Raw genomic sequence first — 17,951 nt, 5'->3', positions numbered from 1 at the left:
ACGGTTTTTCCAACGGATAGATTATCGGGAGATCACCATGGGCGCACTACTGAATCTGGTCGAACGCAACCTGCATGAAGTGCAGGTCGATGCCGACCGCATGCTGTTCCATATCCCCAGCAGTTCGCTGTTCACCGCCGACGCGGTGACCGGCGGCATCATCGACACCCTGCGCCAGCAAGGCTGCTCGGCCGAAGAGCTGATGCAGCGCCTTGGCCAGCAGTTTGCGGGCGACGATATCCAGGATACCCTGCGCGAGTTGATCGCACTGGAGCTGGTCAGCGACGGTTCGCCGCTGACCCCTGAAATCGCCCTCAAGAAGGTCGAGCGCACCGCGCTCAATACGGTGGTGCTCAACGTCAATACCGGCTGCAACCTGAGTTGCACCTATTGCTACAAGGAAGACCTCGACAAGCCTTCGGCAGGGCGCAAGATGAGCGCCGCCACCGCTGAGGCTTCGGTGGAGATGCTGCTCAAGGAGTCCCCCGACGAAACTCGCTACAGCGTGGTGTTCTTCGGCGGCGAGCCGCTGTCCAACCGGCCCTTGATCGAGCACATGGTCGCCTACTGCGAGCGGCGTTTCGCCGAAGCCGGCAAGCAGGTGGAGTTCATCATGACCACCAATGCCACGCTGCTCACCGAAGAGATCGTCGACTGGCTCAATGCCCATCGCTTCGGGCTGTCGGTGAGCATCGACGGGCCCAAGACCGTGCACGACCGCAACCGCATCACCGTGGGCGGGCAGGGCACCTACGATGTGGTGCGGCGCAAGGCCGACATGCTGCTGTCGCGCTATGACAGCCGCCCGGTCGGCGCCAGGGTGACTCTTACCCGTGGCATCACCGATGTCCAGACCATCTGGAACCACTTGTTCAACGAGCTGGGCTTTGCCGAAGTGGGCTTCGCCCCGGTGACATCGGGCGACATGGCCGACTTCAACCTGACCGGCGAAGAACTGGTGCAGGTGTTCGCCAACATGAAGGCGCTGGGTCGCCAGTACCTGGAGGCGGCGTTGCAGCACCGCAACATCGGTTTCTCCAACCTGCACCAACTGATCACCGACATCCACGAGGGGCACAAGAAGGCGCTGCCATGCGGTGCGGGCCTGAAGATGCTGGCGGTCGATCACGAGGGCGAGCTCAACCTGTGCCACCGTTTCACCGGCTCCAGCCTGCCGACCTTCGGCAACGTGCACACGGCGGTCAAGCAGGTCGAACTCAATGATTTCCTGTCCCAGCGCCTGGACCGCAGCGGCACCGGTTGCGACAGCTGTCGCATCCGCAACCTGTGCTCCGGTGGCTGCTATCACGAGAGCTACGCGCGCTACGGCGACCCGCAGCACCCGACCTACCACTACTGCGAACTGATGCGCGACTGGGTTGACTTCGGCATCGAGGTCTACAGCCGCATCATGGCCGCCAACCCGGCCTTCATCGATCGCTACATCACTCCTCGCAAGGCGCACTGACATGAAGCACTTGAAGCCCCTGAACAACAAGGCGCGCATTCTTGAACAGGCTGCCGCCGAAGACCGCGTCGAAGAAGTCATGGCCATGAGCGCGGTGGCCGGTTGTACCGCCACCACCGACCCAGGCTGGGAAGTGGACGCCTTTGGTGGCGTCAGCTCGCTGTGCCAGCCCATGGAGGCTGACCTGTACGGCTGCTCCGACCCTTGCTGGTGGCCGGCCCAGGTGCCCGACATGATGAGCACCTACCAGGACTGGAACGCCCAGGCGAGCAACTCGCAGGACGATTGGCGCAACCTCGGCACCGTATTCTCGAAAGACAAGTGACCGGCCCGACAAGAACGACAAGGGGAAACCGCATGAAACCTGGATTCTGCGCGCAACTGGCGCTGAGCGTCGCCACCTGCGCCGCGACACTGGCCGTGCACGCCACCGACGGCGCCGCCGGGCCGGCACTCAAGCCTGGCCATGAGTACCTGATCGCCACCAACTACCCGAACAACCTGCACGTGGTGGATGTGGCCAGCGACACGTTGTTCAAGAGCTGTCGCCTGCCGGACGCCTTCGGCCCGGGCACGGCGATGATGGCGCCGGACAACCGCACGGCCTACATCCTCAACAATCACTATGCCGATATCTATGGCATCGATCTGGACACCTGCACGACCACCTTCCACGCCAACCTTTCGAGCGTGCCGGGCGAGGTGGGCAAGTCGATGTATTCCTTCGCCATCAGCCCCGACGGCAAGGAGGTCTATGCCACGGTCAATCCAACCCAGCGATTGAACGACCACTACGTGGTCAAACCGCCACGCCTTGAGGTGTTCAGCACGGCTGACGGGGTAGGGGCCAAGCCGGTGCGCACCTTCCCCATGCCGCGCCAGGTCTACCTGATGCGTGCCGCCGACGATGGCAGCCTGTTCGTCGCCGGGCCGGATATCTACAAGATGGACGTCAAGACCGGCAAGTACGAAGTGGCGCTGCCCCTGCGCAACTGGAACCGCAAGGGCTACAGCGCGCCGGACGTGCTGTACTTCTGGCCGCACCAGAGCCCGCGCCACGAGTTCTCGATGCTGTACACCATCGCCAAGTTCAAGGATGAGAAACAGGACCCGGCAACCGCCGAGCTGCTGTACGGCTACCTGAGCGTGGACCTCAAGACCGGCAAGACCCACACCCAGGAGTTTGCCGACCTGACCGAGCTGTACTTCACCGGGCTGCGCTCGCCCAAGGATCCGAACCAGATCTACGGTGTGCTCAACCGCCTGGCCCACTACGACATCAAGCAGCGCAAGCTGGTCAAGGCGGCGAACCTGGACCATACCTACTACTGCGTGACCTTCGACAAGGCTGGCGACAAGCTCTACCTGGGCGGGACCTTCAACGACCTGGCGGTGTTCGATCCGAATACGCTGGAGAAGGTGAAGAACATCAAGCTGCCAGGGGGTGACATGTCCACCACCACGCCGCAGGTGTTTGTCCGATAGTTCGGTGGTGGCTTTTTCGCGGGCAGGCCCGCTCCCACAAGGCCCCATGCGACCTCAGTAGGAGCGGGCTTGCCCGCGAAGAGGCCAGTCCAGACAACACAAGAACAACAAGAGAACGCCATGCCCCAGCCAAGCTACTCCCAGGGCGACTGCAGCAAGCCCTTGCTCGACCACTGCATCGGCGACGCCTTCGATGCCACCGTCGCCCGCTTCCCCGACCGCGAGGCTCTTGTGGTGCGTCACCAGCAACGGCGCTACACCTGGCGCCAGTTGGCCGATGCCGTCGACCAGCACGCCCGCGCGCTGATGGCGCTCGGCGTGCAAGCGGGCGATCGCCTGGGCATCTGGGCCCCCAACTGCGCCGAGTGGTGCATCACCCAGTTCGCCAGTGCCAAGATCGGTGCGATCCTGGTCAATATCAACCCGGCCTATCGCAGCAGTGAGCTCGACTATGCCCTGAGCCAGTCCGGCTGCCGCTGGGTGATCTGCGCCGATGCGTTCAAGACCAGCGACTATCACGCCATGCTCCGCGACCTGGTGCCCGGATTGCCTGCCAGCAAGCCCGGGGCAGTGCGCTGCGAGCGCCTGCCGGAGCTGCGCGGGGTGATCAGCCTGGCGGTAAAGCCTGCACCAGGCTTTCTTGCCTGGTGTGACCTGCAGGCTCGCGCCGCTGAAGTCAGTGCCGAGGCCCTTGGCCGCCGCCAGGCGAGCCTGCGCCCGAGCGAGGCGATCAATATCCAGTACACCTCCGGCACCACCGGCTTCCCCAAGGGCGCGACGCTCAGCCACCACAATATCCTCAACAACGGCTACATGGTCGGCGAGAGCCTGCGCCTGACCGAGCATGACCGCCTGGTGGTGCCGGTGCCGCTCTACCATTGCTTCGGCATGGTCATGGCCAACCTCGGCTGCATGACCCACGGCAGCACGCTGATCTACCCCAACGATGCCTTCGATCCCTTGCTCACCCTGCAAGCCGTGGCCGAGGAGCGCGCCACCGCGCTGTATGGCGTGCCGACCATGTTCATTGCCGAGCTGGACCACCCGCGCCGCAACGAATTCGACCTTTCCAGCCTGCGCACCGGGATCATGGCCGGTGCCACCTGCCCGATCGAGGTGATGCGAAGGGTGATCGACGAAATGCACATGGTCGAGATACAGATCGCCTATGGCATGACCGAAACCAGCCCGGTGTCATTGCAGACCGGCCCGCAGGATGATCTGGAGGTCCGTGTGACCAGCGTGGGCCGCACCCAACCCCGCCTGGAGAGCAAGGTCATCGACGCCGATGGCAATACCCTGCCGCGCGGCGAGATCGGTGAGCTGTGCACCCGGGGCTACAGCGTCATGCTCGGCTACTGGAACAACCCGACGGCCACGGCCGAGAGCATCGACGCCGAAGGCTGGATGCGTACCGGCGACCTGGCGGTCATGGATGAGCAGGGTTACGTGCGTATCGTCGGGCGCAGCAAGGACATGATCATTCGCGGTGGCGAGAACATCTATCCACGTGAGCTGGAGGAGTTCTTCTTCACCCACCCGGCGGTGGCCGATGTGCAGGTGATCGGCATTCCGTGCAGCAAGTACGGCGAGGAGCTCGTCGCCTGGGTGCGACTGCATCCAGGGCACAGCGCCAGTGCCGAGGAGTTGCGCGAATGGGCGAAGTCGCGCATCGCGCACTTCAAGGTGCCTCGGCATTTTCGCTTCGTCGATGAGTTTCCGATGACGGTGACGGGCAAGGTGCAGAAGTTTCGGATGCGCGAGATCAGTGTCGAGGAACTGGGTGGGGTATCAGCCGGTTGACTGGGGGCGGCCGATGGTCCTATCGCGGGACAAGTGCTCACGCTGTGCCTGTGGCAGCGGGCTTGCCCCGCGATGTGGCCTGTGCCGTCACTGCAACCATTCCGGGCTGTTGAAATTGCTCAATCGCCCATCGTCGATGGCACACTCCAACCCCTGAATCGGCTTCAGCAACAGCGCTTTCTGCAAACTCCGCTCACCGTGCTGCCACGCCCGCTCCAGCACGGGCAACACTTGCCGGGGCAGTACACAGAACATCGGTTGCCAATACCCCCCCTGGCGCACCATTGCAGCGCTGTCATGGCGGGCAGCCAACCCGCGCAATGCATCGATCAAGGCCCGGTCGATCAACGGTGCGTCGCAGGCCAACACCACCACCCACTCATGGCTGGCCACCTTCAGCCCGGCAATGACGCCGGCCAGTGGCCCGGGATAATCCACCTCGGCATCGCCCACACACTGGTCGGCGTATGCCGCATACGCCGCTTGATTGCGGTTGCAGGAAATCACCAGGTCGTCGCTCAGCCCCCGCACCACCCGATGGATGTGCGCGATCAGCGGTTCGCCGCGCCATGGCACCAGGCCCTTGTCGCGACCGCCCATGCGCTGGCCACGGCCACCGGCGAGGATGAGGATTGAGCAGGGGGGCAGGGCGGCAGGCATGAAAAAGGGTCCCGGGCAGTCGATGCCCGGAACCCTCTCATTCAACGCCTGGCTTGTCCAGTCAGGTGTCGTGGGTTGCGGCAAGGTCGGTTTCGGCGCGGCGCTTGCCGGCCAACCGCATCACCACCACGAAGAACACCGGTACGAACACCACCGCCAGCGTCGCGCTGAGCATCCCGCCGATCACCCCGGTGCCGATGGCCTGCTGGCTGGCTGAGCTTGCGCCGCGGGCAATGGCCAGCGGCACGACGCCGAGGATGAACGCCAACGATGTCATGACGATCGGGCGCAGGCGCAGGCGTGCGGCCTGCATCGCCGCATCCGCCGCATCGACGCCCTGATCCACCAGGCTCTTGGCGAATTCGATGATCAGGATCGCGTTCTTTGCCGACAAGCCAATCAAGGTGATCAGGCCGACCTTGAAGAACACGTCGTTGGGCATGCCGCGCAGGGTTACCGCGAGCACGGCACCAAGCACACCCAGCGGCACCACCAGCAACACCGCAGTAGGGATCGACCAACTCTCGTAGAGCGCTGCCAGGCACAGGAACACCACCAGCAGCGACAGGACCAGCAGCAAGGGCGCCTGGCTACCCGAGAGACGTTCCTGCAACGACAGGCCGGTCCACTCCAGTGCGCTGGCGGCTGGCAGTCGGTCGACCAGGCGCTGGATTTCCGCCATCGCCTCGCCGGAGCTGTAGCCGCTTGCCGGTTCCCCGGAAATCGACACTGCCGGGTAACCGTTGTAGCGGGTCAGTTGCACCGGGCCGCTGAGCCAGCGGGCCTGGACGAACGCCCCCAGTGGCACCATCTTGCCGCTGCTGTTGCGCACGTGGATCTTCAACAGGTCCTCGACCTGGCTGCGCTGGTCGCCCTCGGCCTGCACCACGACGCGCTGCATGCGGCCCAGGTTGGGGAAGTCGTTGACGTAGTTCGAGCCTACCGCGGTGTTGAGCACGGCGCCGATGTCGGCAAAGGAGACCCCCAGGGCGTTGGCCTGGCGTCGGTCGATTTCCAGTTGTACCTGCGGGCTTTCGGCCAACGATGCCTCGCGCACGTTGGCCAGCACCTTGCTCGTGCGTGCGTTGGCCAGCAGTTCGTCACGGGCTGCCATCAATCCGGCATGACCCAGGCCGCCGCGATCCTGCAGACGGAACTCGAAACCTGTGGACTCGCCCAATCCGTCGACTGGTGGCGGCAGCACGGCATAGGCCACGGCATCCTTGAGCTCGGAGAAGGCCATCGTGGCGCGGTTGGCGATCGATTGCGCACTGTCGTCGGCGCCGCGCTCGGACCAGTCCTTCAGCGTGGTGAACGCCAGCGCGGCGTTCTGCCCACTGCCTGAGAAGCTGAAGCCGAGAATCAGCGTGGTGTTGCCCACGCCGGGCTCTGCGGCGTTGTGCGCCTCGATCTGCGCCGCCACCTGCTCGGTGCGCATGCGGCTGGCGCCCGGCGGGAGCTGGATGTCGGTGATGGTGTAGCCCTGGTCCTCGGTCGGCAGGAAGGCACTCGGCAACTGGCTGAAGCCATAGGCCAGCACCGCCACCAGCAGCCCGTAGAGCACCAGGTAGCGCCCACTGCGTGCCAGGGCGTGGGCGACCCAGCGCTGGTAGCCATTGCTCATGCCCTCGAAGCGGCGGTTGAACCAGCCGAAGAAGCCCTTGCGTGCGTGATGCTCGCCCTTGGCCACTGGCTTGAGCAGGGTGGCGCACAGTGCCGGGGTGAGGCTCAGGGCGAGGAACGCCGAGAACAGGATCGACACTGCCATCGATAACGAGAACTGCTGATAGATCACGCCCACCGAGCCTTTCATGAAGGCCATTGGCAGGAATACCGCCACCAGCACCAGCGTGATGCCGACAATCGCACCGCTGATCTGGCCCATGGCCTTGCGCGTAGCCGCCTTCGGCGAGAGGCCTTCCTCGGCCATGATCCGCTCGACGTTCTCCACCACCACGATGGCGTCGTCCACCAGGATGCCGATGGCCAGCACCATACCGAACAGGGTCAGCACGTTGACCGAGAAACCCAACGCCAGCATCACCGCGAAGGTGCCCATCAGCGCCACCGGAACCACCAGCGTGGGGATCAGTGTGTAGCGGATGTTCTGCAGGAACACGAACATCACTGCAAACACCAGCAGCATGGCTTCGAACAGCGTGCTGATGACCTGTTGGATCGAGACCTTGACGAATGGCGAGGTGTCGTAGGGGATGTCGTACTTCACCCCGGCCGGGAAGTAGCGCGCCAGCTCATCCATCTTCTGGCGAACCAGGGTCGCGGTCTCCATGGCGTTGGCCCCCGGCGACAGCTTGACGCTGAAGGCGCTGGTGGGCTTGCCGTTCAGGCGCGTGCCGTACTGGTATTCCTGGGCACCGATCTCGACCCGCGCCACATCGCCCACGGTGACCACCGAGCCATCCGGGTTGGCCCGCAGCACGATGGCCGCGAACTCCTCTGGGGTGCTCAGTTGGCCCTTGACCACCACGTTGGCGGTGATTTCCTGGGTCGCACGGGCGGGCAGGTCACCGATGCTGCCTGGCGCAACCTGGGCGTTCTGCGCGGCGATGGCGTCGGCGACGTCCTGGGGCGTGAGCTTGAAGCCGACCAGCTTCGCCGGGTCGATCCAGATGCGCATGGCCCGCTCCGAACCATACAGCTGTGCCTTGCCGACGCCTTTGAGGCGACGGATCTCGTTCATCACGTTGCGCGCCAGCAGGTCGCTCAGGGCGATCTCGTCATAGCTGCCGTCCTCGGAGGTGAGGGTGCCCAGCAGCAGGAAGCCGGTGGAGACCTTCTCCACCTGCAGGCCCTGCTGGGTGACGGGCCGCGGCAGGCGTGACTCGACTACCTTGAGGCGGTTCTGCACATCGACCTGGGCCAGGTCAGGGACGGTGCCCGGCTCGAAGGTGGCGGTGATGGTCGCGCTGCCCAGACTGCTCTGGGATTCGAAGTACAGCAGGTTGTCTGCACCATTGAGCTCCTGCTCGATCACGCTGACCACGCTTTCGTCCATGGTCTGCGCCGAGGCACCTGGGTAGACGGCGTACACCTCGACCTGCGGTGGCGCGACATTGGGGTACTGGGCCACGGGCAATTGCGGGATGGCCAGGGCGCCGGCGAGCAGGATGAACAACGCGACCACCCAGGCGAAGATCGGGCGATCGATGAAGAATTGCGGCATGGATCAGGCCCTCACTGGCCGTTGCGCTGGACGATGGGGGTGGCCGCCTTGCCGGTATCGACCCGGACCTGGTCGCCGGCCTTGACGTGCTGCAGCCCTTCGACCACCACCTGTTCGCCGGGGGCCAGGCCTTCGCTGACGATCCAGCGGTCGCCCTGGGCATTGCCCAGCACCACCTGGCGTTCTTCGATGCGCTGTTGGGCATCGACCACCAGCACCTTGGGCACGCCGGCGCTGTCACGCAGGATCGCCCGCTGTGGCACGCTGATGCCCTTGGGCTGCAGGGCCTGCTCGAGGCGCACACGCACGTAGCTGCCGGGCAACAGATCGAGATCGGGGTTGGGGAATTCGCTGCGCAGGGTGATCTGGTTGGTGCTTGGATCGACGCTGATATCGGAGAACAGCAACTTGCCCGGCAGCGGATAGGCACTGCCGTCGTCCTGGATCAGGGTGGCGCGGGCCTGGTCCCGGCCGACCTGCTGCAGCTCGCCTGCGCGCATGGCGCGGCGCAGGGCGTTGAGGTCGCGGGTCGACTGGGTCACGTCGGCGTGGATCGGGTCCAGTTGCTGGATGACGGCCAACGCGGTGGTTTCGCTCTGTCCGACCAGCGCCCCTTCGGTGACCAGCGCACGGCCAATCCGTCCGGAGATCGGTGCAGTGACCGTGGCATAGCCCAGGTTGAGCCGCGCGCGTTCGAGCGCGGCCCTGGCCTCGGCCACCTGAGCGTCCGCCTGGAGGAAGGCGGCGCGGGCATTGTCATATTCCTGACGGCTCACGGCCTTGTCGTCGACCAGTTCGCGATAGCGCTGCTCCTGCAAGCGCGCCTGGTACAAGGTAGCTTCGGCCTTGGCCAGCGCGGCGCGGGCGCTGTCATGGTCGGCCTTGAACGGCGCCGGGTCGATGAGAAACAGCACATCGCCCTGTTTGACGTCGCTGCCTTCGCGGTACACCCGCTTGAGCACCACGCCGGCAACCCGGGCGCGGACTTCAGCGGTGCGTGGCGCGAGAATACGCCCGCTGAGTTCGGTACTGATGGCCAGGGCCTGCAACTGCACGGTTTCGACCCGCACCTGGGGGGAGGGTGCTTGCGCGTCCTGTTCGGGGGCGTCGTTGCAGCCGGTCAGGGCCAGTGTGAGCAAGGCGAGAATCGCCCAAGGGCACTTGGAGAAGGGAATGGACATACGGATCTTCCGGATAGGATCGCCGCTATGCTAAGGCAGGCGCTCGCGCATGGGCTGTTAAGCTGTGTACGCCGTGTGTGAAAAAGTGTAAGGCTCGTGCCGTGTGGAGCGTAGGATTCTATATCCTGCGAGCAACTGACTGCACTGGCCCCATCGCCGGACAAGCCCGCTTCCACAGGTAGTCGCAGCCTCTGTAGGCGCGGGCTTGTCCGGCAATGACGGCGGTAAGGTCTCAAGCCTATCTGTTCATGACGACCCACATGCCAAACATCCTTCTGGTCGAAGACGACAGCGCGCTGTCCGAACTGATTGCCAGCTACCTGCAACGCAACGATTTCCATGTCCGGGTCATCGCCCGTGGCGATCATGTGCTCGACGAGTTTCGTCGCCAGCGCCCCGACCTGGTGGTGCTCGACCTGATGCTGCCCGGCCTGGATGGCCTGCAGGTGTGTCGCTTGCTGCGCCAGGAGTCGCAAAGCCTGCCGATCCTGATGCTGACGGCCCGTGACGACAGTCACGATCAAGTGTTGGGCCTGGAAATGGGGGCCGATGACTACGTGACCAAGCCCTGCGAGCCCCGCGTACTGCTGGCCCGGGTACGCACCTTGCTGCGCCGCAGCAGTGTCAATGAACCGTGCCTGGACAGCGAGCTGATCCAGGTCGGCGGCCTGTGCATCAACCTGGCCGAACGCAGCGTGAATTGGCGCGGCAGCGAGGTCGAGCTGTCCAGTGGCGAATACAACCTGCTGGTCGTGCTGGCCCGCAATGCCGGCGAGGTGCTCAGCCGCGACCGCATCCTCCAGCAATTGCGCGGCATCGAGTTCAACGGTACCGACCGTTCAGTGGACGTAGCCATCTCCAAGCTGCGGCGCAAGTTTGACGACAACGCCGGCGAAGCCCGCAAGATCAAGACCGTGTGGGGCAAGGGGTATCTGTTCAGCCGGGTCGAGTGGGAGTACTGACGCGCCATGCTCAAGATCCTGGTGCGCCTGTACCTGGTGATCATCGTCGCCTATGCCGGAGCCTTGCTGCTGATTCCCGACGCTATCGTCGGTGCGTTTCACGAACGCTTCATGGCCTACAACCTTGATCAGGCCAAGGGCGTGCAATCTTTGATCGTCCGTCAGTTTCACCAGGCGCCGCGTGAGCAATGGCCATCGGTGGAGCAGGACCTGGCCGCGGCCTTCGCGCCCTTGCAGGTGCAACTGCTGCGCATGGACGCCGCCGACCTTGCGCCGCAGGAGCGTGCGCGGCTGGAGCACGGGCTGTATGCGGTGCGCATCGCCGACTGGGGTTATTACGAAACCGTGCTGGCGCCGCTGGACAAGGACTGGCTGGTGCGCCTGCACTCGCCGCCGGATCCGCTCGACATCAACGTGTTGTCGTGGGGCGTCACGGTACTGATCGGTGCCGCCATGCTGGGTTGCTTGCTGCTGTGGGTCTGGCCACACTGGCGCGACCTGGAACGGCTCAAGGAAACCGCGCGGCGCCTGGGGCGCGGGGAGATGGCGGAGCGTACGCAGATCTCGCCGCGCTCGAACATCGGCGAGCTGGCCGGGGTGTTCGACACCATGGCCGGCGACCTGGAGCGCCAGGTCAACCAGCAGCGCGAGCTGCTCAACGCGGTCTCGCATGAGCTGCGCACACCGTTGACCCGCCTGGATTTCGGCCTGGTGCTGCTGTTCGACGAAGTGCCGCCGGCCAGCCGCAAGCGCTTGCTGGAGCTGGTGGGGCATGTGCGTGAGCTGGACGAGCTGGTGCTTGAGCTGCTGTCGTACAGCCGTTTGGAGAACGCCGACCAGGTGCGCGAGCGCGTCGAGGTGTCGTTGCTGGAACTGGTCGACAGTGTACTGGGCAGCTTTGCCGAAGAACTCGATGGTCGCGGGATCAGATGGGAGGTGCGTGCCGACGACAAGCTGCCACGTTTCGTGCTCGATCCTCGACTGACCGCGCGGGCGGTACAGAACCTGGTGCGCAATGCCATGCGCTACTGCGACGAGAGCTTGCTGCTGCGATTGAAGCTGGAAGCGGACGGGGCTTGCCTGCTGACGGTCGAGGATGACGGGATTGGCATACCGCCTGAGGAGCGTGAGCGAATCTTCCAGCCATTCTATCGCCTGGATCGCAGTCGGGACCGCAGCACCGGCGGCTTTGGGCTGGGGTTGGCGATCAGCCGCAGGGCCATCGAGGGGCAGGGTGGAACCTTGACGGTTGCGCAGTCTTCGCTGGGGGGCGCGCAGTTCAGGATCCGCCTGCCGGCAGGCTAGGATACGTTCGGTCTGGGTGCCGACCAGCTTGACCGTACCGCCTTCGAGCACCGACGGTCGCTCGGTCACCTTGCGCAGTACCAGCACGGGCTTGCCGAGCGCCGGGGCTTCTTCCTGCACCCCTCCTGAGTCGGTGAGGATCAGGTGTGCGCGGGCCATTAACCAGACGAAGTGCTGGTAGTCCTGCGGTGCGACCAGGTGAATGTTGTCCCGCCCGGACAACACGCCGTATACCGATTTCTGCACCTGCGGGTTGAGGTGTACCGGGTAGACGAACTGTACGTCCGGATAGCGCAGGGCCAGTTCGGCGAGTGCCAGGCAGATACGCTCGAAGCCGGCGCCGAAGTTTTCCCGGCGATGGCCGGTGATGAGGATCATGCGCTATGCAGGTCGGCGAGCACGCCGGTCAGGCGCCGGTTGGCTTCATCTGGCCAGGGTTGCTGAAGGTTGCCGGTGCGCAGGCCGGCTTCGACATGACCGATGGGGATACGGCGATGGAACGCGGCCAGGCCGGCGATGAAACTGGTGGTGGTATCGCCATACACCAGCACGATCTCAGGCTGGACCTGTTCGTAGGCGTTGTCGAGGCTGCCCAGCAGGTCACGTGACAGACCATTGAGGGTCTGGTTCTGGGTCATTACCTTCAGGTCCTGATCGACCGACAGACCGAAGGCGGTCAGCACTTGCTCGAGCATTTCCCGGTGTTGACCGGTGGAGCAGATGTGCAGGTCGATCTCCGGCCATTCGCGCAGCACCCGTGCCAGGGGTGCCATCTTGATTGCTTCGGGGCGGGTGCCGAATACCATCATGACGGTGTGAGCCATCGTCGCGTCCTCGTCCTATTCCCTGTACGAAGTTGTGCGATTCACGTCTGCGTGTAGAACGTAGAGGGTAGATACAAGCAGGGGATGGCGAGGTTGTCCAATTCGCCGGGTAGTGGCCGGTGGCTATCGCGAAGGCCATGTATTGCGGGGGTTCAAGCGCTTTGCGGCACGCCCAACGCATCGCGGGCAAGCCTGCTACCACCGGGGTGATAGCAGGCTTGCCCGCGAAAAAGGCGGCGCAGTGTCGATGAAGGCGGTCTGGCTTAGACCACGACACCCTGGCTACGCAGGTAGTCGTCATAGGTGCCGCTGAAGTCGACCACGCCATCGGCCGACAGCTCGATGATCCGCGTGGCCAGCGACGAGACGAACTCACGGTCGTGGCTGACGAACAGCAGCGTGCCCGGGTAATTCTCCAGCGCCAGGTTCAGTGCTTCGATCGACTCCATGTCCAGGTGGTTGGTCGGTTCGTCCATCACCAGCACGTTGGGCTTTTGCAGGGTCAGCTTGCCGAACAGCATGCGGCCCTGTTCACCGCCGGAGATGACCTTCACCGACTTGAGGATCTCGTCGTTGGAGAACAGCATGCGCCCCAGGGTGCCACGAATCACCTGTTCGCCGCTGGTCCACTGGCCCATCCAGTCGAACAGCGTGACATCGTCTTCGAAATCATGGGCGTGGTCCTGGGCGTAGTAGCCCACCTCGGCGCTGTCGGTCCACTTGACCGAGCCAGCATCGGGCTGCATTTCGCCTACCAGCGTGCGCAGCAAGGTGGTCTTGCCGATGCCGTTGGGGCCGATGATCGCTACGCGCTCGCCAGCTTCGATGGTGATGTCGAAGTTCTTGAACAGCACCTTGTCGTCGAACGCCTTGGCCATCTTTTCCACGACCACGGCCTGGCGGTGCAGCTTCTTGGTCTGTTCGAAGCGGATGAACGGGCTGACCCGGCTCGAGGGCTTGACCTCGGCCAGCTGGATCTTGTCGATCTGCTTGGCACGCGAGGTGGCTTGCTTGGCCTTGGAGGCGTTGGCCGAGAAGCGGCTGACGAAGGTCTGCAGTTCGGCGATCTGGGCTTTCTTCTTGGCGTTGTCCGACAGCAGCTGCTCGCGCGCCTGGGTGGCGGCGGTCATGTACTCGTCATAGTTGCCCGGGAACAGGCGCAGCTCACCATAGTCCAGGTCGGCCATGTGGGTGCAGACGCTGTTGAGGAAGTGACGGTCGTGGGAAATGATCACCATGGTGCTGTTACGCGCCGTGAGAATGTTCTCCAGCCAGCGAATGGTGTTGATGTCCAGGTGGTTGGTTGGTTCGTCCAGCAGCAGCACGTCCGGATCGGAGAACAGTGCCTGCGCCAGCAGCACACGCAGCTTCCAACCCGGCGCTACTTCGCTCATCGGCCCGAAGTGCTGCTCCAGCGGAATGCCCAGGCCCAGCAGCAGCTCGCCGGCGCGTGATTCGGCGGTGTAGCCGTCCATCTCGGCGAATTCGGTTTCAAGCTCGGCGACGGCCATGCCGTCTTCCTCGGTCATTTCCGGCAGCGAGTAGATGCGGTCGCGCTCGGCCTTGACCTTCCACAGTTGGCCGTGGCCCATGATCACCGTGTCGATGACGCTGAACTGCTCGTAGGCGAACTGGTCCTGACGCAGCTTGCCCAGGCGGGTGTTGGGCTCGAGCATCACCTGGCCGGCGGACGGCTCCAGGTCGCCGCCGAGGATTTTCATGAAGGTCGACTTGCCGCAGCCGTTGGCCCCGATCAGGCCATAGCGGTTGCCGTTGTTGAATTTGACCGAGACGTTCTCGAAGAGCGGCTTGGAGCCGAACTGCATCGTGATATTGGCTGTAGAAATCAAGTACTTGTCCTGCGGGAGTTCCAGAGGTGTATGAATGGCCTTTCGTCACGCCTGAACCCTTGCGGAGTGGCTTGACGCGAGGCGGCAGCTTTTCCCGCTCACCCAAGGCCAAGGAGGAGCGGCAGTCCATTCGCGTGGTGTAGCGGGCGACATCCAGGTGCCGGGGCCAGTGGGAGCGATCCCGGTATCAGGCTTGCGCGGGGCGTACTGCGACGTTCACGGAGGCTCAGCGCTTCATGCGCTGATTCGAGGGCGCGGATTGTATCACCTGGTTGATTGATCCACAGCCACTTTGCGGCACGCCGGACAAATAGCCTGCCCGTGCGAGGAGGGCGGGGCGCCATCCCGGAACCTGCGAGAGGGCGCCTGCAGTGACGATCACTCCATCCAGGGCGCCTTGCCGCAGTCCGACTCCCATTCGGCGATCTGGTCATGCCGGATCAATGCTTCCTCGCCGTTTTCAGCACGAAACGCTTCGACCAGTCCGGCAACGCATTTGTCGACGTCGGTATCGGCGATTGCGTCCTGGGCGGGCGCCAGCTTGTCTTCCATCATCACGTTGCGGGCGTAGACCCGATGGGCAGTCAGCGATCCGTCCGCCGCCCACTCCTGGTATTCACCGGTCCAGACCCCGTGATCGAAGGTGATCAGCTTGGTCATGTTGCCAGTGTTGGCGTCCCATTCATGGGCAACGCCATGGGGTGTGCCGTTGTCGTAGGGAACCTCTGAAACGCGCTTGCCCTGCGCGGAAAATCGCTCGACAGTCCCGATCAGCTGGCCGTTGCTGGCCTTGGCCTTGTAGGTCGTCTGGCCGCTGTTCTCATCGTAGTTCTCCTGCACCCCGTCGGATTTGCCGTTGCGGGCCGTGCGCAGGTAGACCAGCTTGCCGGTATTCGGGCTCCAGAACTCGACCTTGCCATCGATCAGGTCCTGGCTGAACGCCGCCTTCGCCAGGCGGGTCTGGCCATCGATGGCGTAGATCTGCAGGGCGCCGTCCATGTTGCCGTCCTTGTACTGCGCGGTGTAGCGCAGTGTCCGCGACTTGGCCTGGTAGCAGGAGACATCACCGGAGATGAAGCCTTTTTCGACCTGGGCATCGCACACGAAGTTACGGCCCATGTACATGTTGCGGTCGGACCTCAGGCTCTTGAGGGTCTGGTTGAGGTTGAACAGCGTGTCCATGTAGCCATTGTTGGCCCGCATGAAGTTTTCCGGAACGTTGGTGACCAGCCCGGTGAAGGGCTTGTTTTCCGAGCCTGCGTAGATCAGGCCGTTGTTGACCTCGGCGTTTCGGTAGTCGAGCTGGCTTTCCGAGCATCCGGCCAGCGCCAGTAGAGCGCATGCTCCGGCAGCGGCGTTGCGAACCTTCACGGCATCATCCTTTATGGTGGTATATCGCCAGCTATATCGCCGCCTGGTAAGAAATCTTTAGCCTCCAATGACCTGCGATTGCCCTCAAAGCTGCAACCGTCGCATCGTTACCCTGGGATTGGCTGATCATCATCGCCGTATTGCCCCTGACGTCCCTGTGCAGCGGGTCGGCGCCGCGTTGTACCCGTTCGGCCTGGATGTCGAGGCGGCCGAACAGGGCTGCGAACGGAAGTGCGGTCTGGCCATCATTATTGGTTGCATCGATGGGGCACAGGCCCATCAAGCGTCATCCAGCGAGTTGAACGCGAACTGACCAAGCTGTGAAGGCTTGAGCAGCGTTAATGGCGCTACATCATGAGTTTGTTATTCGGAATTGGCGCAGCTTAATGTCGCGGAACTATCGGTTTTACTATTGTGAAGTGCGTCGCATTATTGGAGGTGCGTTGTTTCATGTGTAGTTGATTGACAACGGACGGCAGGCCTCCCGATCAGAAGAGGCAAGAGGCCGTCCAGACCTCAGCGCGCCTGGGTGAACGCCAGGAAGTAGCCATTGCAGTCACGCACGCCGAACTCTCGCGAGCCGTAGGGCATGTTCTGAAGTGGCCATGCGATCTCGGCTTTATCGCGCACGCGTTCGAAATACCCATCGACATCGGCGATCACGAAATAGAACGTGCCCGTGCATTGCGGTGAATGGCCCCACAGGTCTTGCTCGGTGAACACGATCCGGTTGTCGTCGAGGTGCACGGTCAGCGTCGTTTGCTGCGAATCAGCAACTTCGAAACCCAAGGTATCGCGGTAATGCTCCCGCGTTTTCTGCAGGTCATGGCAACGCAACAGGGGGCTCAGCGGCATGGTGTTCTCCGAATGGCGGGGCAGGGATTGGCCGATGATAGCGCCTTGCTCAATGGGAGGAAACGTAGAGGGGTGAGCCAGAGGGGGCGGGCAGTGCGTAGGTCGCCTTCATCCAGTCGATCTCGGCTTGTGGCGTACGCCCGAAGAAACGCTTGAACTCGCGGCTGAACTGCGAGGGGCTCTCATAGCCGACGCTGAAGGCGGCTGCCGATGCGCTCAAGGCGTCGTGCAGCATCAGCAGCCGGGCCTGGTGCAGACGGGCCGACTTCAGGTACTGCATGGGCGAGGTGTTGGTCACGCTGCGAAAGTGTCGATGGAAACTGGGCACGCTCATGCTGGCCTCGCGGGCCAGCGACTCGACGTCCAGATGCTCCCGGTAGCGGCTGTGAATGGTGCGCAGGGCGCGGGTCACCTTGGCGAAATGGCCGTGCCGACTCAAGGCTGCACGCAGCGAGCCGCCCTGGGCGCCAGAGAGGATGCGGTAGTAGATTTCACGCACCAGCGCCGGGCCGAGGATCTGTGCGTCGCTCGCGATGGTCATGGCTTCAAGAAAGCGCAGTGTCGTGGTCTGCAGCGCATCGTCCATGGGCGAGGCGTACATGCCCTGCGGCGGTTCGCTGCTGCTGCCCAGCAGTTCGTCCACCTGCAAGGTCAGCTCGCTGGCCAGTTGCAGGTCCAGGCGTATGTAGATGGCCAGCATCGGCTCGTCTTTGCTGGCATCGGTTTCCATGGTGAAGGGCACAGGAACCGACACCACCAGGTAGTGCCGAGCGTCGTACACATACACCTCGTCACCCAGGTAGCCGCGCTTGCAGCCTTGGCAGAGGATAACGATGCCGGGCTCGTAAAGCACCGGCACATGGCTCAGCGGCCGGTTCGAGCGCAGGAAGCGTACGTCTTGCAGCGCGCTGAGGTTATAGCCTTCCATCGGCGCGAGCTGCGTGAGCAACTGCACCATGCGCGCACAGCGGGTATCGGTCTGTGTCACTGCCCGGTCCTCTGC

14 protein-coding genes and 1 pseudogene are annotated in these 17,951 nt (G+C 63.6%); 6 read left to right on the top strand and 9 right to left on the bottom strand.

Going from position 1 to position 17,951, the window contains the following annotated elements:
- Positions 1–37: 37 nt before the first annotated feature.
- The 4 genes from peaB to HU748_RS04755 all read left to right on the top strand — a co-directional run bounded on the left by peaB (position 38) and on the right by HU748_RS04755 (position 4,756).
- Positions 38–1,468: a quinohemoprotein amine dehydrogenase maturation protein gene (gene peaB / locus HU748_RS04770; RefSeq protein WP_186719442.1), complete on the top strand. Its 1,431-nt coding sequence runs from the start codon at positions 38–40 to the stop codon at positions 1,466–1,468.
- Position 1,469: 1 nt separating this feature from the next.
- Positions 1,470–1,793, top strand: a complete 324-nt coding sequence (gene qhpC / locus HU748_RS04765; RefSeq protein ID WP_186719436.1) for a quinohemoprotein amine dehydrogenase subunit gamma — start codon at positions 1,470–1,472, stop codon at positions 1,791–1,793.
- A 32-nt stretch (positions 1,794–1,825) separates the two neighbouring features.
- Positions 1,826–2,953, top strand: coding sequence for a quinohemoprotein amine dehydrogenase subunit beta (peaD, locus tag HU748_RS04760; protein ID WP_186719434.1), 1,128 nt, complete (start codon positions 1,826–1,828; stop codon positions 2,951–2,953).
- A gap of 120 nt (positions 2,954–3,073) precedes the next feature.
- Positions 3,074–4,756, top strand: a complete 1,683-nt coding sequence (locus HU748_RS04755; RefSeq protein WP_186719433.1) for an AMP-binding protein — start codon at positions 3,074–3,076, stop codon at positions 4,754–4,756.
- An 87-nt stretch (positions 4,757–4,843) separates the two neighbouring features.
- Here HU748_RS04755 and mobA read toward each other — a convergent pair whose 3' ends face one another.
- From mobA to HU748_RS04740, 3 genes are all read right to left on the bottom strand, one after another.
- The gene (gene mobA, locus HU748_RS04750; protein WP_186719432.1) at positions 4,844–5,416 is read right to left on the bottom strand and encodes a molybdenum cofactor guanylyltransferase MobA; all 573 of its coding nucleotides are present in this window, start codon (positions 5,414–5,416) and stop codon (positions 4,844–4,846) included.
- Between the two features lie 61 nt (positions 5,417–5,477).
- A complete protein-coding gene (locus HU748_RS04745; protein WP_186719431.1) occupies positions 5,478–8,600 on the bottom strand; it encodes an efflux RND transporter permease subunit in 3,123 nt (1,040 codons plus the stop codon).
- Between the two features lie 11 nt (positions 8,601–8,611).
- Positions 8,612–9,781 (bottom strand): efflux RND transporter periplasmic adaptor subunit, encoded by a 1,170-nt coding sequence (locus HU748_RS04740; RefSeq protein ID WP_186719430.1) that lies wholly within the window; start codon positions 9,779–9,781, stop codon positions 8,612–8,614.
- A 260-nt stretch (positions 9,782–10,041) separates the two neighbouring features.
- On the opposite strand from HU748_RS04740, the gene HU748_RS04735 reads away from it, so the two are divergent.
- Positions 10,042–10,743 carry a response regulator transcription factor gene (locus tag HU748_RS04735; protein ID WP_186719429.1) on the top strand — a complete coding sequence of 234 codons (702 nt, stop codon included), beginning with the start codon at positions 10,042–10,044 and terminating at the stop codon, positions 10,741–10,743.
- A gap of 6 nt (positions 10,744–10,749) precedes the next feature.
- On the top strand, positions 10,750–12,048 hold the full coding sequence (locus tag HU748_RS04730; protein WP_186664567.1) for an ATP-binding protein: 1,299 nt from the start codon (positions 10,750–10,752) through the stop codon (positions 12,046–12,048).
- Here the strand turns inward: HU748_RS04730 and HU748_RS04725 are convergent.
- From HU748_RS04725 to HU748_RS04700, 6 genes and pseudogenes are all read right to left on the bottom strand, one after another.
- Positions 12,046–12,872 (bottom strand): annotated as a pseudogene (locus tag HU748_RS04725) (UDP-N-acetyl glucosamine 2-epimerase); the annotation flags it as partial. The gene HU748_RS04730 and the pseudogene HU748_RS04725 sit on opposite strands and share 3 nt — an antisense overlap.
- Before the next feature lie 263 nt (positions 12,873–13,135).
- A complete protein-coding gene (locus HU748_RS04720; protein ID WP_186664569.1) occupies positions 13,136–14,722 on the bottom strand; it encodes an ABC-F family ATPase in 1,587 nt (528 codons plus the stop codon).
- 378 nt (positions 14,723–15,100) lie between these two features.
- Entirely contained in the window at positions 15,101–16,093 is a 993-nt protein-coding gene (locus tag HU748_RS04715; RefSeq protein WP_186711333.1) for a hypothetical protein, read from the bottom strand.
- 31 nt (positions 16,094–16,124) lie between these two features.
- Positions 16,125–16,373 carry an ankyrin repeat domain-containing protein gene (locus tag HU748_RS04710; RefSeq protein ID WP_186719428.1) on the bottom strand — a complete coding sequence of 83 codons (249 nt, stop codon included), beginning with the start codon at positions 16,371–16,373 and terminating at the stop codon, positions 16,125–16,127.
- A 236-nt stretch (positions 16,374–16,609) separates the two neighbouring features.
- Entirely contained in the window at positions 16,610–16,948 is a 339-nt protein-coding gene (locus HU748_RS04705) for a VOC family protein (RefSeq protein ID WP_186664576.1), read from the bottom strand.
- A 49-nt stretch (positions 16,949–16,997) separates the two neighbouring features.
- On the bottom strand, positions 16,998–17,906 hold the full coding sequence (locus HU748_RS04700) for an AraC family transcriptional regulator (protein ID WP_186719557.1): 909 nt from the start codon (positions 17,904–17,906) through the stop codon (positions 16,998–17,000).
- Between the last annotated feature and the right edge of the window lie 45 nt (positions 17,907–17,951).

The organism is Pseudomonas sp. RW3S2, assembly GCF_014268955.1.
Lineage (GTDB): Bacteria > Pseudomonadota > Gammaproteobacteria > Pseudomonadales > Pseudomonadaceae > Aquipseudomonas > Aquipseudomonas wayambapalatensis.
This window is presented reverse-complemented; position numbering and strand designations above follow the sequence as displayed.